The 14,785-nt window shown below is 31.8% G+C and carries 12 protein-coding genes; 2 read left to right on the forward strand and 10 right to left on the reverse strand.

The genetic code is table 11. The features are described from left to right. Positions 1 to 13: 13 nt before the first annotated feature. From BN1075_RS10855 to BN1075_RS10875, 5 genes are all read right to left on the reverse strand, one after another. A complete protein-coding gene (locus BN1075_RS10855) occupies positions 14 to 2,416 on the reverse strand; it encodes a glycogen/starch/alpha-glucan phosphorylase (RefSeq protein ID WP_052406508.1) in 2,403 nt (800 codons plus the stop codon). Positions 2,417 to 2,431: 15 nt separating this feature from the next. Next, positions 2,432 to 4,027, reverse strand: a complete 1,596-nt coding sequence (locus BN1075_RS10860) for an alpha-amylase family glycosyl hydrolase (RefSeq protein WP_040193172.1) — start codon at positions 4,025 to 4,027, stop codon at positions 2,432 to 2,434. A gap of 266 nt (positions 4,028 to 4,293) precedes the next feature. Next, positions 4,294 to 5,193 (reverse strand): sugar ABC transporter permease, encoded by a 900-nt coding sequence (locus tag BN1075_RS10865; protein WP_040193173.1) that lies wholly within the window; start codon positions 5,191 to 5,193, stop codon positions 4,294 to 4,296. After that, positions 5,190 to 6,614 carry a carbohydrate ABC transporter permease gene (locus tag BN1075_RS10870; RefSeq protein WP_040193174.1) on the reverse strand — a complete coding sequence of 475 codons (1,425 nt, stop codon included), beginning with the start codon at positions 6,612 to 6,614 and terminating at the stop codon, positions 5,190 to 5,192. Before BN1075_RS10870 ends, BN1075_RS10865 begins: the two co-directional genes overlap by 4 nt. Before the next feature lie 249 nt (positions 6,615 to 6,863). Next, a complete protein-coding gene (locus BN1075_RS10875) occupies positions 6,864 to 8,120 on the reverse strand; it encodes an extracellular solute-binding protein (protein WP_040193175.1) in 1,257 nt (418 codons plus the stop codon). A 441-nt stretch (positions 8,121 to 8,561) separates the two neighbouring features. Here BN1075_RS10875 and BN1075_RS10880 point away from each other — a divergent pair, with 441 nt between their 5' ends. Further along, positions 8,562 to 9,080 carry a restriction endonuclease gene (locus BN1075_RS10880; RefSeq protein WP_197072300.1) on the forward strand — a complete coding sequence of 173 codons (519 nt, stop codon included), beginning with the start codon at positions 8,562 to 8,564 and terminating at the stop codon, positions 9,078 to 9,080. A 110-nt stretch (positions 9,081 to 9,190) separates the two neighbouring features. Here the strand turns inward: BN1075_RS10880 and BN1075_RS10885 are convergent, their stop codons facing one another. The 4 genes from BN1075_RS10885 to asnA all read right to left on the reverse strand — a co-directional run bounded on the left by BN1075_RS10885 (position 9,191) and on the right by asnA (position 13,429). Continuing rightward, entirely contained in the window at positions 9,191 to 10,378 is a 1,188-nt protein-coding gene (locus BN1075_RS10885; RefSeq protein WP_040193177.1) for a DUF819 family protein, read from the reverse strand. A 170-nt stretch (positions 10,379 to 10,548) separates the two neighbouring features. Continuing rightward, positions 10,549 to 11,112, reverse strand: a complete 564-nt coding sequence (locus BN1075_RS10890) for a hypothetical protein (RefSeq protein WP_052406509.1) — start codon at positions 11,110 to 11,112, stop codon at positions 10,549 to 10,551. Between the two features lie 171 nt (positions 11,113 to 11,283). Continuing rightward, positions 11,284 to 12,309 (reverse strand): MBL fold metallo-hydrolase, encoded by a 1,026-nt coding sequence (locus tag BN1075_RS10895; RefSeq protein ID WP_042387213.1) that lies wholly within the window; start codon positions 12,307 to 12,309, stop codon positions 11,284 to 11,286. Between the two features lie 112 nt (positions 12,310 to 12,421). Next, positions 12,422 to 13,429, reverse strand: coding sequence for an aspartate--ammonia ligase (gene asnA / locus BN1075_RS10900; RefSeq protein ID WP_197072309.1), 1,008 nt, complete (start codon positions 13,427 to 13,429; stop codon positions 12,422 to 12,424). Positions 13,430 to 13,598: 169 nt separating this feature from the next. Here asnA and BN1075_RS21935 point away from each other — a divergent pair, with 169 nt between their 5' ends. Beyond that, positions 13,599 to 13,769 carry a hypothetical protein gene (locus tag BN1075_RS21935; RefSeq protein ID WP_197072301.1) on the forward strand — a complete coding sequence of 57 codons (171 nt, stop codon included), beginning with the start codon at positions 13,599 to 13,601 and terminating at the stop codon, positions 13,767 to 13,769. Between the two features lie 157 nt (positions 13,770 to 13,926). On the opposite strand, the gene BN1075_RS10905 is transcribed toward BN1075_RS21935, so the two are convergent. Then, positions 13,927 to 14,634 (reverse strand): zinc ribbon domain-containing protein, encoded by a 708-nt coding sequence (locus tag BN1075_RS10905; RefSeq protein WP_040193179.1) that lies wholly within the window; start codon positions 14,632 to 14,634, stop codon positions 13,927 to 13,929. Positions 14,635 to 14,785: the final 151 nt, after the last annotated feature.

A 14,785-nucleotide genomic window follows, 5' to 3' on the forward strand; every position in this document is an offset into this window, starting at 1 on the left:
CCTAGCTAATTACTTAATATATTTTTTTACCTTGTACTTTTTTAATGTTCCATATCTCTTTTGCATATTGGTCTATGGTTCTATCACTTGAGAATATTCCAGCATTGGCTGTATTTATTAAACATTTTCTAGCAAATTCATAGCTATTCTCATAATCCTTAATTGCCTGTAGCTTTGTATCAACATACTCCTCAAAATCAAGCAATAAATAGTAATGGTCAGCCTTATGCCAGCTTGCACCTTTTAAAATTGCATCATGAAGTTCCTTAAATATCCCTGTTCCACCATCCTCAAAAGTACCGTCTATTAAGGTATCTAGTACACGCTTGATTCTTGGATTACTATTGTATATCTCAACAGGATCATAGAAATCCTTTATTCTTTCTAAATCCTCAACTCTTGCACCAAAGATATAGTTATTCTCAAAGCCTGCTTCTCTTACAATTTCAACATTAGCACCATCATAAGTACCTAAGGTTACTGCGCCATTAAGCATAAATTTCATATTACCTGTTCCTGATGCTTCTGTCCCTGCTGTAGATATCTGCTCTGAAATATCAGCTGCACATACTAATTTTTCTGCATAAGAAACATTATAATTTTGAACAAATACAACCTTTAACTTATTGCTTACTTCCTCATCATTGTTTACTAATTCAGCAATCTCATTAATGAATTTAATAATGCCCTTTGCTCTATCATATCCCGGTGCAGATTTAGCCCCAAAAATAAATGCAGTTGGTCTAAAATTCATTAACTCTCCATCTTTTAATCTAAAATAGATATCTAATATGGACAGAGCATTGAGAAATTGTCTTTTATATTCATGAAGTCTTTTTATTTGAATATCAAATATAAAATCAGGATTAATTTTAATTCCTTCATACTTTTCAATATAAGCAGAAAGCTGTCTTTTATTATCTGTCTTTATTCGCATAAATCTATCTAACACTTTTTTATCATCTTTAAATTCTTCTAAACCTTTTAATAAGTCTAAATTAGTAACCCAACTGTCACTCCCTAAAAGACGAGAAATCATCTTTCCATACTTCGGATTACAAAGAGCCAGCCATCTTCTTTGAGTTATTCCGTTTGTTTTATTTTGAAATGACTCTGGACGGATCTCGTACCATTCTTTTAAGGTTGAAGTTTTTAAGATTTCCGTATGAATTTCTGCAACCCCATTAATATAAGTTGAACCATAAATAGCAAGGTTCGCCATATGAATAGTATCATCTTTAATTATCTTAAAGACTTCAAGATTCTCTTTAAATTTTCCACCCTTTTCAGTATAGGTTTCTATTAAATCCTCATTTATAAGTTTAATTATTTCAAATACCCTAGGAATAACTCTTCTATAAAGCTCACAATTCCACTTTTCTAAGGCTTCCTGCATTACAGTATGATTAGTATAGTTAAAGGTTTTTTTAGCTAACTTCAAAGCAGTTGAAAAATCAACTTCATATTCGTCCACAAATATACGGATTAACTCTGGAATTGCAACCGTTGGATGAGTATCATTAAGCTGAATTGCATACTTCTCAGGAAAATTCTCGAAATCCTTTCCAAACCTAGATACATGCTTTCTAACTATATCCTGTATTGATGCACTACAAAAGAAATACTGCTGCTTAATTCTTAGAATTTTACCTTCTTCATTTGAATCATTTGGATATAAAACCCTTGAGATATCCTCTGCTCGATTTTTTTCTGCTAAAGCTTCTATATACTCCTGATTATTAAATGCTTTAAAGTCAAACTCCTCTATTGGCTCGGCCTGCCAAAGTCTTAAGGTATTAATATTTTTCGTATCATATCCTATGATTGGCATATCATAAGGAACCGCCCTAACCCTTTGATCTGCAAATTCAATGATTACCTCTTCATCAAGCTTTGCACATGACCATGGGTCCCCATGCTTAGTCCAGTTATCAGCTTCCTCAACCTGCATACCATCTTCAAACCTTTGTTTAAATAATCCATATTTATATCTAATACCATATCCATTTAAAGGATAATTTTGTGTAACTGCTGAATCTAAAAAGCATGCTGCAAGTCTTCCAAGACCACCATTTCCTAAAGCCGCATCTTCAATCTCCTCAAAAGAATTTATATCAAAGCCGTGTTCTTTTAAGGTGTCTGTAACATCACTAGTGATCCCCATAGCAAGGAGATTATTAAAGATAGCTCTTCCAACTAAAAATTCAGCTGAGAAATAAAATGCTTGTTTTTTTCTCCAATTCTTTTCTTCACTCTTTTTCCAACTTTCACTAATATCCCCCATTAAAGTTTTAGAAAGAGCATTGTGCATTTCATATACTGTTGCTGTAGAAATAGTCTTCTGATATTCCAATTTTAAATATTCATTTAAAAAATATACAAATTTATCTTTATTAAAGTTGATTGACTGTAGCATTGTATCATCCTCCTGCTATCTTATAATTACTGTTGATGTTGGTGGTAAATTTAAAACATTATCCTTAAGAACTGCCTTTCCTCCGGCTGCGGTTAAGTACCCGCTTATTCCAGAGTAATTAAAATCTGCTTTTTCAAAGTCAATTTTTATTTCATCATCTGATAAATTATGAACGACATACACCTTAGATTCTGCATATTCACAACTATACATAGCGATGGAATCGTTACCGATATCTATCGCACTCACTGTACCTCTAGCAATTTCTGGATTCATATTTTTAAGTTTTATAGCTTCCTTATAGAAGTTTAATAAAGACTCTTTATCCTTCTCCTGTTCCATAACTCCCGCTTCAATACTGCCATTATCTGAAGTAGCTCCAGATGGTGCATTAGTAATTCCTTTTTTATCCTCTACTGACCATACCATAGGAAGTCTTTTATTTTCATCTTTCCCTGAACCTATCATTCCAATTTCTTCACCATAATATATAAATGAATTTCCTGGCATCATTAAATATAGGCCGGCCCCCATTTTTTCTTTTGTTAAATCCCGCATTAAAAATCCAGCACTTCTACCCATATCATGGTTAGAAAGAAATGGTGCATCTACAGCATTTTCTTTAATACCTTTAATAGTTTTCTGCCACTCTTCAACTCTTTTAGCAAAATCTGCCCCATTTTTATTTCTAATTGTATTAACTAACAGACCGTTACTGTCACTACAAGGAAAGTTAAAAAAGCTATCAATTCCACTTTCATAGTAATTTGTAATAGTTCCTGCATCAGCCCAAGCTTCTCCAACAACATAAGCATCCTCCTTATAATTTTTCGTTATGCTGTTAATCTTCTCTAACGCCTCAACATTCTTAGAAACGTTTCCGGTGTAATAGGAGGTTACTGCATCTAACCTAAACCCTGATACCCCTTTATCAAGCCAGAACCTACTAATATTCTCAATTTCTTTCCAAACCTCTTCATTATCAAGATTTAAATCTGGCATCTGATCCCAAAATACTCCCTCATAATACCAACCAGTAGGCATCCCAACTGAATGATAACCAGAAAACTTCTCTTGACTAAAGTTGTAATATTTAACATACTTATTATGCTCTCTGCATGGTTCACTATAAGCACAAATTTCCTTACCACAAGGCTCAACTGTTAAACTTTTTTTAGCTGAAATAAACCATGGATTTTGAGCTGAAGTGTGATTTAGAACTAAATCTATAATTAAATCTACTCCTCTTTTATCACACTCTTTTACTAACTTTTCAAAATCCTCCATAGTTCCATACTGCGGATCTATTCCTAAATAGTCTGTAACATCATATTTATGATAAGTTGGTGATGGCATAATTGGCATAAGCCATATACCATTAATTCCAAGATCCTTATCACTCTTCCTATCACCATCATTTAAGTAATCCAGTTTTTCAATAATTCCATTGATATCCCCTATACCATTTTCGTCACTATCATAGAAGGAACCAACAAAAATCTCATAGTAATTTTTATATTTATCATCAATTTCTTTTACTTCTGCCCTCTTTGAACAACCACTTAACATGGATATGGTCACAATTAGTAATGCTATAACAGCTTTTTTCATAACACACCCCTATTTTTAATTTAGAATGTAGAATTTAGAATGGTGGATGAAATCCCTAAGGGATTTCTTTTATTTTTGAGTATGAATAAACTCCTCTGGAGTTTATTCATACTTTTTCATATTATTTTAAACTATAATTCAATAAATTTTAATTATCATATTCTCGATTAAAATAATCTTATCAAAGTTTTTTCGAACTCAGTGAGAAAAAACATCCTTAATTCTAAATGCTACATTCGGGCATTCTAAATTCAATTCCATATATCTTATCCTTTTACAGAACCACCCGTTACTCCTTCAACATAGTTTTTCTGCATCTTTATAAATAATATAGTTATTGGTATAGCTATTAACACTGCACCTGCACAGAACTGGGTAAAGTATTTATAAAGATTTTCTCTAGACAGCATCTGATACAATCCAAGAGCGATGGTGTAGTTTTGATAATTATCCTTCATAATTACACTTGCAAAGATAAAATCTACCCAAGGTGCCATGAATGCCATTAAAACCGTGTAAGTAATTATTGGCTTAGACATTGGAAGTGTTATTTTCCAAAAAATATCATTCTTTGTAGCCCCATCTAACATTGCAGCTTCATCTAAGGAACGAGGAATAGTATCAAAGAAGCCTTTAGCAATATAATACTGAAGCCCCGCTCCTCCAGAGTATACAAGTACTAAGGATAATAATGACTGCTGAAGGCCTATGGCTTTTAAAATATGATATATAGCAATCATGGACATGAAGCCTGGAAACATGCCAAGAATTAAAGCTATATTCATTATCGGCTTTCTCATTCTAAATCTCATTCTGCTTAAAGTATAGCTGATTGCAAGTATAAAAAAACTTGATAAAATACAGCTAAATACAGCCACAATAAAAGTATTTAAATACCATCTTGGATAATTAAACAGCTGAGTTTCTGTAAATAACTTTATATAATTATTTAAAGTATATCCCTTTGGCATTATATATGTTGTAAAAGCCCCAGGCTCTTCTCTAAAAGATATTAGAAGCAGCCATAGAAGAGGTATAATCCAAATAATTCCTAAAACAGCTAAAATAACATATACAATTCCATTAGTTAGCTTGGTTCTATTCTTTTTTAACTTTCTCTTTTTTTCTTTAACATTTTTATTTACTTCTAAACCATTTTCTATCATTGGAACGTATCCTCCTTTTTAACTGATGCTGACATATTATAAGTTAACAGTGATAATACGGCAGAAATAACAAATATAATTATTCCTATAGTGGATGCTAAGCTATAATTTTGCTCATTTACTGTTAGTTTATATAACCATGTTACTAGCAAATCTGTTTCTCCAGCCTGGAAGTAATTAAGACTTGCTGGTCCTCCAGCTGTAAGCAAATATATAACATTAAAGTTATTTATATTTCCAATAAACTGTGTAATCAAATAAGGCGTTGTTACAAACAACATATATGGAAGTGTTATCTTAACGAAGGTTGTAAAAGGACTTGCTCCATCAATCTTTGCACTTTCATATATATCCTCTGGAATATTCATTAGAATTCCTGAAGTTATAAGCATACTATATGGAATACCAACCCACATATTAACTACAATGACTACTATTTTAGCTATATTACCATTGGTTAAAAAATGCACCGGTGACATTCCAAGATATCCAAGCAATACATTTACTGGTCCTGAATCATGTAGCATCTTGGACATTAATAGTAAAGTTACAAATTGTGGTACCGCTATAGTTAAAACGAATAGGGTTCTCCAAAAGCCTTTTCCCTTAATTCCTTTTTTGTTAATTAGCAGTGCTAGAATCATACCTAAAAAATAGTTACTAAATGTGGCACAAGTAGCCCAAACCATTGTCCAAACGAATAGACTGCTAAAAGTGTGTGACTTTAATGGGTTATCCCAAAATACATCTTTAAAATTCTGAAGTCCAACCCAGGTGAATAAATTTCCTGGTGGCTGGTGAGTTTTATCAAAATTAGTAAAGGCTATTAAAATCATAAATATTAGTGGTAATACTGTAAAGCATATGGTGCCCAACATTGGTAACGTCATAAGTGTCTTATGATAATTTTCATCTAATAAACTTTTTAAATCTTCTTTAAAAGTCTTTGGCTTTTTACCTTCTCTTCTAAGAAGTTCACACTTATACCCTGCTTTAATGCTACCAACATAAATTCCAATAAAGGCTAGAGTTACAACAATTGTAACCACACTAAAAAGTAAAATCAGCATGGAGTTGTCTCCAGGCTTGTTTAGATAAATTTGAAGTCCCTCATCCCATACTTGTTTTTGAGCACTAATACCTAAGGTTGTTATATTCTTTAAATACCCCCACCCAAAGGTAACCATATAAACTATATAGCAAAGCTGAGTTGCAAAGTATAAAATACCTTTTATAACCTGTCCTCTTAAAAAGCATCCAAGTCCCATAATAAGATAGCTTAGTTTTGTGACTATAGTTCCTTTCCCAAAAATCTTAAAAAAATTAATAAATCCTATATATGCACCCTTCAATCCATTTTTACATAAATCGAAGAAAATTTTTATCAAATTCTTTTTTCCCGGTATTTTTTCCGTTTCCATAAATACCTCCATAATTCATATTTCCAAAATTAGGATGCTTTCATGTTATAGAAAAACAGCTAGATGTAATTCCAGCCGTTTTTCTATGAATTTCATTATTTCAATCTCAATATTTATATCTTATTTATTTCTTTAAGTGATGTTCCAAATCCTTAGATTTGTTTATTATCACTTATTCCACTAATTTTATAAAGTGGTAACTTCCTATTAATAGTTAAATTCTATGTCAATAAACTTTACTGAAATAAACTATTGGCAGATTTGCTCAACCATTGCATCTAACTGCTCTTTTATTGATTTAGAGTAGTCTTTAGCTTCCATTGCTGTACCAAATGCCTCTGATGGTGTCCAATAAGTACCTAGAACTTCCTTTTGAGAAGTTGCAAATTGACTTTGCATTGCAAGAGCAGCTAGAGGAATATTAGCTTTAACAGCATCACTTTCAGAAACCTTAATATTAGAAGGTCCCATTGCTCTCTTTTCAAACCTTAACGCTTGGCTCTCTTCGTTTGTTAAAAACTCTGCAAGTTCCATAGCATCTACTGGAGCCTTAGTTTGACTGTTAACCCCAATTAATTTATATCCTCCAAAACTTCCCATTTGAACTTGCTTTCCATCTACTGTGAAAGTAGGAAGTTTAACTGCAGCGAAGTTATCTCCTAATTTTTCTTTTATAGCATCTGCTGTCCATGTACCAGAAACACCAGCTACTATGTTATCACCAAAACCACCAGTTAAAACGGCATCATCACCAGTTAAAAATGCAGGATCAGCTGTAAATGCTTTTATAGCTTCTCCAACCTTAACTCCAGTTTCATTATTAAAATCACATACTTGCTTTCCAGCGTCATCCATAGTTAATTTACCACCTGCTCCTAAGAAGAATGAAGCAATATACCAACCATTAGATACATCCATAAATACTTTTTTACCAGCTTTATTAGCAGCAGCCAAAATAGAATCTAAAGATTTAGCATCTTCATCACTAACTACACTTTTATCATAGTATAAGAAATACCCATTATCAGCAGTCATAGGATATCCATATAACTTACCATCTTTTGTAGCAGCGTTAACAGAACCTGCAACATTAGCTGCCATTATTGCTTCCTTATTTCTAGTAACCTCATATAATCCACCAGCATTTACTAGATCATACAATTGGTCATTTGCAAAAGCAAATACATCAGCAGCCGCTGCTGGGTCTTCAAGATACTTTGTTTTAGCATCAGGTTCTCCCACAACTCCAAGCTCAATAGTGTATTCTTTATCTGGGTGTGCAGTCTTAAATGACTCAACTAATTCCCCAAGTAATTGTTGGTCTTCTTGTGAGCCCCAAACTTTTAAAGAAACTTTCTCTTTTTCTGCTGGAGTCTCTGAAGCTGTCTTATCCCCATTGTTATCCTTTCCAGCTGAATCATCCTTTGAACCACATCCTACAAATAATGAACACGCCATTATTGTTGATAGGAGTATAGACATAATTTTTCTTGATTTCTTTAACATGAAACTTCCCCCTATTTTTAATGTAATATATTTTAACATCTTAATAAGATGTTAAGAGCGATTTACTCAAGTAAGATATTATAAACTCAACATGTTTTTTATTGCACCTTCTAAACTAAAACTCTAATTCTATGTAATCGCATTTTGGAACCGTTTCCAAAACAAACAATAAAATTATACTTTTAAATCAAAGTATTTTAATCCGTAATATTCTTGTATAATATATGGTATCGTTACCATATATTATATATTACCATTAATTTCATATAATTTCAATAGATTCCGAATTTTTTTATTTAAAATCTATATATTACATTTAAGAAGTTTAGAATTTTAAAATTTGACAATAATTTAATTTGAGGTGATTTTATGAAATTATATGAAATATGTATTTTACTAATCCTAATAATACTCTTAATTAAAAGTATTTCTCCTTTAATTATGATGTTCGTAAAATATAATGATAATAAGTTAACATTTAATATTAATATAAAAAAAGAAAGTATTCAAAATATGACCGGACTTGAATTTGAAGGCTTTTGTAAATGGCTTTTTGAAGAAGATCCTAATTTTAAAAACGTAGAACTTACACCACCCTCTAATGATGGAGGTGTAGATTTAATTTTAACAACTCTAGAAGACGAGCAAATTTATGTAGAATGTAAAAGATATGATTTAATCCAGGCTCACGAAGGCGGAAAACTTGTTACAAAAGAAGATTTAGATTTTACAATAGGTCGTGAAATATGCCAAAAACTTGTTGGAGCCATGGTTGCTAATAATGTTAAAACTGGTTATATCATTACAACTGGAAGCATCCACGCCAACGCTCTTGAGTACATGAACCAACTTAAGGCTAATAGTGATATTAAACTTCAATTTTTCACTATGACTGATATCGTCGAAATTCTAGAGTGCCGTAAAGACAAAAAGGAGTATTCTTTAGCTTTAGATATATAAACCTGAGCTTTACCCCAATATAATCCCTTTATTAAACTCCTTATTTTATTAAAGCTAAAAGCTTCTAATCACATCATATTAGAAACTTTTAGCTTTAATTTGTTATATTTTTAAATTAGATTTTGAAGAATATTTCCAACTAACACACCTGCATAATTCCCTAAAACGTATCCCCATACTCCTGATACCATCACTGGAACAATTAATCCATTCCAGCCCTTTGCAATTGCCATTGCCACTGCCGTAGTTGGTCCACCTATACATGCATTAGATGCAAGAAGCAGTTCGTCCAACTTACATTTCATCATCTTACCTATTCCTAAAGTAACAATTAAGTGAATCATCACTGCAGATATACAGAATAGTAATATAAACGCTCCATTTTTGATTATCTCCGAAATAGATGCTGGGACCCCCAGTACTACAAAAAATAAATATATTAAAAATGTTCCTATCTCTTCTGCACCATTAATTTCCTCTAACTGCTTCGAAAACATTGTAGCAACAATCAACATTAAGGTAGTCATTATTAAGTACATATTTCCAAAAATAGATTTTAACATCCTGAATAAGGCTGTTGTATCTGGCACTACTGATCCTATAAATGACGAAAGTAGGTTTGATGCACATGCTACTGAAAAGGCAATTGCTAAGGATACCGCTATATCTTTTAAAGATATCTCTTTCTTTGTCCAATAACTTGCTGAACCTTTTTCTTCATTATTATTCTCAGTTGCCATTTCCCACTTTTTAAATAATTTCATGGAAGGTATAGACATTACAATAAAGAAATATACAACCATTACTAAATTATCCGCTACTATAGTAGCATTTGTTATATTCTCTGGAGTTGAAAAACTTGAAGTCATTGCAACAAAATTTACCCCTCCACCAATGTAGCTGCCAGTCATCATACCTGCAATTTCTGCTACATAAGGTATAACTGATGCAAATAGAAACGCAGATATAAATGTCCCTATGATCGTTCCTAATGCTGAGATATGAAACACTCCAAACATTTTTCCGCTTTCTTTCCTTATTTTTCTTAAATCTGCTTTTAATAGTAATAATGGTATTGCTATAGGAACTACATAATCCCATACAGTGTCATAAACCAAACTTTCAGTTGGTATAATTTTTAAATTTGCTAGTAAAATTGCTCCAATTAAAGCTATTATTGCTCCCGTTATTCTTGCCGCCCATTTGTACTTTTGTTCAAGTACTATACTTATAGCTGCAATCCCTATTAAAATTGTCCATAATACCCAGGTATTATCTGGACTAATAAATGAATTCATACTTGTGCCCTCCGATTCTCGTAATATTATGTTTTTATAATACTACTTCAATTCGAACACTTAAAGTACCACCAATAGTCCAAATTCACTTATAACTGGTTCTCATAAATAAAAAGCTGCTTTGAAACATAAACATTTCAAAACAGCCTTATCTCAACCATTCACAGATTTTATCCCATTACCCACTTTTCTAAGAAATCCCAATCAGCTATAGTTCCATCTTCATTTAGAATTCCAAGATACTCACCATCATTTTTTCCAGTATTGTAAATGGCTTTAACGCAAATCTCCTTTTCAGTGATACCCGCAAGCTTACAATATTCCTGCATCATATGCTCTCCAGCCCCCATTTTTTCCGCAACATATCCTACTAGGTAAATTGCTGCACAATTTGCACCAATATCTTCACCATAGGTAGATAATACATTTATTCTCAATATTTCTTTCCAGTATTTTTCCTCAAAATCTTTAAGCATCCCCAAAACTTGATTTAATTTATATGCCTCGCAACAGCTTTTTTCATACTTTTTAAGCTTTGATATATTCCAGTTCTTCTCACTTAAATGTTGTAACACGTCTCTTAAACTACACGCACTAGGTATAACCTTGCTATTTATACTTCTATCCCTTAAAACATCCTTTAACTCTACCTCTGGCTTTATATATAAAATATTCTTTTGAACATCTGCTTCTTTTTTAACTTTAGCCTCCGACTTTCTTTTCTTTCTCCCCATAAGTATTCATCCTTTCCTCCATAATGTTACCTCCATTTTCTAGTAATTCAACATTTATACCCGTTGTCCTTTATTTTTTTAAGAAATAAAAAACAAAGATTCATCTATTATTCGCCTTCTCCCATCATTAGGAATGGCAGATAGACATAATCTGAATCTTTGTTTTAAAAATTATGCTTTATTACTAAGAACTGAAAGACCAATTGTTGAAATACTAAAGTATATCTTTCCTTGAATAATATCTCTTTCGACTAATCCTTTGCTTTCTAAATACACAAGATTAGCCATAGTTTCTCCTAGTGCAAAAAACTTCTGAGTTAAAGGAAACTCCTCCCAGCTTCTTGCTCTTATATTCCAATTCATACATCCAGCTAAATCATATGGACATGATATATGTTTTGCCTGTAACGCTCTCATAACTTCCTCAAGTCTTTTATAGGAATGTTCCTTTAACTCTTCAATCCTACTCTTAGCACCATTTATGCAATTCCTATGGGAAGGTAATATGATATCTATCTGAAGCTTCTTCACCTTATTTAAGCTATCAATATATGCTTCTAATGGATTACCAAGCCACTGTTTATTATTTAAAGATATATTAGGTGTTATCTTGTCCAAAATCAGGTCTCCACCAATTAAAATCTTATTGTTTTCTTCATACAAACAACAATGTCCTGGAGTATGTCCAGGCGTTAAAATACATTTAAATTCATATTCTCCAACCTTTATAATATCACCTTCAAATATATCTTCATAAATAAACTCTTTAGGTTGTTTTTCAATTTCCTTCAAATCTCTAAAACTGCTTAAAGCCTCACCAATTCGACCTTTTGGAAATCCCATTTCCTCATTAAATTGTTCATCACTTTTCCAAACTGCTTTATCATTAAGCAACCTTAAAGCTTTCTGGTCTAAGGGGTGCATGTACACTTTACAATTATCTTCAATAATATACTTAACCAAACTAATATGATCATTATGAAGATGAGTTAAAAATACATCAGTTTTTTTCATATCTATATTCAATTTATCAAGTCCCCTTAAAAGACTTTCATAAGACTCTTTCTTTGCAAAACCAGTATCTATTAATAGATTTCTATCTTTTCCCTTAATTAAGTATGCATTCAATATCTTCAATGGATTATTGGGTAAAACTACTTCTATCTGATAAATATCCTTTTGTATCTCTCTTATCATTTTTCTTCTCCCTCGCTTATAGTTCAAATAAATAATTTCTTGTTGTAATTTTAAAATCATAAAACCTATAGTAAAACAGTTCTTATTTTACTATAGGTTAATGCTTAAAATATTATAATAGATTTATACCATTTTCTCTACATGCTGTAACAATCTTTTCATCCCATACTGACGCTTGAACTTCACCAATATGAGCTTTATTTAAGAAGTACATACAAACTCTAGACTGACCAATTCCTCCTCCTATTGTATAAGGAAGTTTTCCTTTTAAAAGAGCCTTATGGAAATATAACTGTCTTCTATCTTCAGCTCCTGCTAATTTAAGCTGTCGTTCTAAAGCTTCTTCATTAACTCTTATACCCATGGATGAAATTTCCATAGAAGTATCTAATAATGGATACCAAAAATGAATGTCGCCATTTAAATTCCAATCATCATAATCCGGACTTCTACCATCATGCTTCTCTCCTGATTTAAGAGCATCTCCAATCTTCATTATAAATACAGCACCATGCTCTCTACAAATCTCCTGTTCTCTTTCCCTTGGATTCAAGTCTGGATATTTATCCTCGAGTTCTTGTGCTGTAATAAAGAAAATGTCTTGTGGAAGCTTATGGCCTGTAGCAGTAACCTCACTATTCACAAAGGATTCAGTTATTCTAAACACCCCATAAATAGATCTAACTATGGACTTTAAATAGGCTTCATTTCTTTCATCCTGGCTGATAACCTTTTCCCATCCCCATTGGTCAACATATATGGAATGAAGATTATCCATTGTATCATCTTTTTTGATTATATGCATATCAGTATATAATCCTTGTCCTTCACAAAAACCATATCTATGAAGACTCATAATTCTCCACTTTGCTAATGATTGAATAATCTCAACATCCTTACCTGCAGCTGATGCTCTGAAAACTATTGGTCTTTCATAACCAGTCATATTATCATTTAACCCACTACTTGAATCTACAAATAAAGGGGCTGATACTCTTGTTAAATTTAATGCTTTAAATAATTCTTTTTCAAAAAAATCCTTAATTTTTTTTATATGTATTTCCGTTTCTATTAGCGTACCCTGACTTCTATATCCTTTAGGGATAACTACGTCGTTCATTTGCATTATACAATCCTCCACCCACTTAAGATATATAAATTTCTAACAATTATACTTTTAAAAAAACAAAGTGTCAAGGAAATTCATGTAATTATTATTCTACATTATAAAATTTTTAGTCATAACTTTTCTTCTTCCTAATATAATTTATTGAAAGGAGAGATGAAAAATGGGTAAACAACGAAGAGGTAAAATAATAAAAAAAAATGCAGGCTGGAGGGGAACTTGTCCAGTTTGTGGAAGACCACGCTTAAGGTTAGCATGGACTAAGAAGGATGATGAAGGTAAGGTTATAAACATATGTAAACTTTGTTATTCAAAGATTAGTACTAATAAATAATAATTTGTACTTCCTTAAAATATCTATAAGTGAAAGTCTAAATCTTTGATTTAGTTCCTCGAACTTACTCAGAAGAGCACTCCTTTGAATGGACATGAAAAGGAGCTTCATATAAAATGGCTTACCACTAACACAGGGTAAGCCATTTTATATGCATTTAATTCTTCTCTTTATTTTCAGGGATTATTATTAAATTAATATATTCTCCTAATTGCAGCTTTACAGATAATTTCCCATTATTCCAATTAGTAACTGTTGCAGCTTCTGTTTCATCTTCAGTCTTCACTGGTTCTCCATATTCTTTAGTAAATGTTGAAATCAGACTGTCATAAGTAGCCTTTGTATCCTCTTGCGGATAAAAAACAACGGAAATTTCACTCAAATTATTAGCAGTAAACCTATATGTAGTTCTACCTTCATATCCTCCATATTTACACCCTGTATAAGTAATATAATCTTCATTATTTAACTCTTTAACCGAATCACTATATTTACTTTCTAAACCTGTTATATCTTCTCTAGACATTCCAAATTTTACACCTCTAAGAAGCTCTTTAACCTCTTTTTTAAGCGCTATACCTGAAGTGGACATAAGTCCCATAGATACTTTCATTTCTTTATCTGCAGATAAAATAAATACTGTGCCTGCTGAAGCTAATCCAATCATTGCAGTAGTTATTACTGCAATGAAAGTTTTTTTTGCAATCTTTTTATAATCCAGTACTCTTTTTTCTCCTGGTTTACTTATTATTGTACTTTCATCAATATATCCGCTTTCTAAATTATTAGTATACTTACAATATGTACAATAACTTTTATTTTCCTCTAACCTTTTTCCACATTTCATACATTTTATATTCTTCAATGTCAACACCTTCTTTAATATATCAAAATTTTAGAAATATTTTCCAAGCATTATTTATATTATATACTATTTTATACCTCCGCTAAAAAAGAACTTTTCATTTTTATTTTACATAACACATCTATATACCCCATATTTCTCTCAACTTATC

The organism is Clostridium culturomicium (genome assembly GCF_000821305.1).
Classification (GTDB): Bacteria; Bacillota; Clostridia; order Clostridiales; family Clostridiaceae; genus Clostridium_J; species Clostridium_J culturomicium.

Excerpts from the sequence above, each read along its gene's own strand:
- BN1075_RS10865 (WP_040193173.1), bottom strand. The coding sequence starts at position 5,193 with ATGATAGAAAATGGTTTAGAAGTAAATAAAAATGTTAAAGAAAAAAAG.
- BN1075_RS10875 (WP_040193175.1), bottom strand. The coding sequence starts at position 8,120 with ATGTTAAAGAAATCAAGAAAAATTATGTCTATACTCCTATCAACAATA.
- asnA (WP_197072309.1), bottom strand. The coding sequence starts at position 13,429 with ATGAACGACGTAGTTATCCCTAAAGGATATAGAAGTCAGGGTACGCTA.
- BN1075_RS10855 (WP_052406508.1), bottom strand. The coding sequence starts at position 2,416 with ATGCTACAGTCAATCAACTTTAATAAAGATAAATTTGTATATTTTTTA.
- BN1075_RS10870 (WP_040193174.1), bottom strand. The coding sequence starts at position 6,614 with ATGGAAACGGAAAAAATACCGGGAAAAAAGAATTTGATAAAAATTTTC.
- BN1075_RS10880 (WP_197072300.1), top strand. The coding sequence starts at position 8,562 with ATGATGTTCGTAAAATATAATGATAATAAGTTAACATTTAATATTAAT.
- BN1075_RS10890 (WP_052406509.1), bottom strand. The coding sequence starts at position 11,112 with ATGGGGAGAAAGAAAAGAAAGTCGGAGGCTAAAGTTAAAAAAGAAGCA.
- BN1075_RS10885 (WP_040193177.1), bottom strand. The coding sequence starts at position 10,378 with ATGAATTCATTTATTAGTCCAGATAATACCTGGGTATTATGGACAATT.
- BN1075_RS10860 (WP_040193172.1), bottom strand. The coding sequence starts at position 4,027 with ATGAAAAAAGCTGTTATAGCATTACTAATTGTGACCATATCCATGTTA.
- BN1075_RS21935 (WP_197072301.1), top strand. The coding sequence starts at position 13,599 with ATGGGTAAACAACGAAGAGGTAAAATAATAAAAAAAAATGCAGGCTGG.
- BN1075_RS10895 (WP_042387213.1), bottom strand. The coding sequence starts at position 12,309 with ATGATAAGAGAGATACAAAAGGATATTTATCAGATAGAAGTAGTTTTA.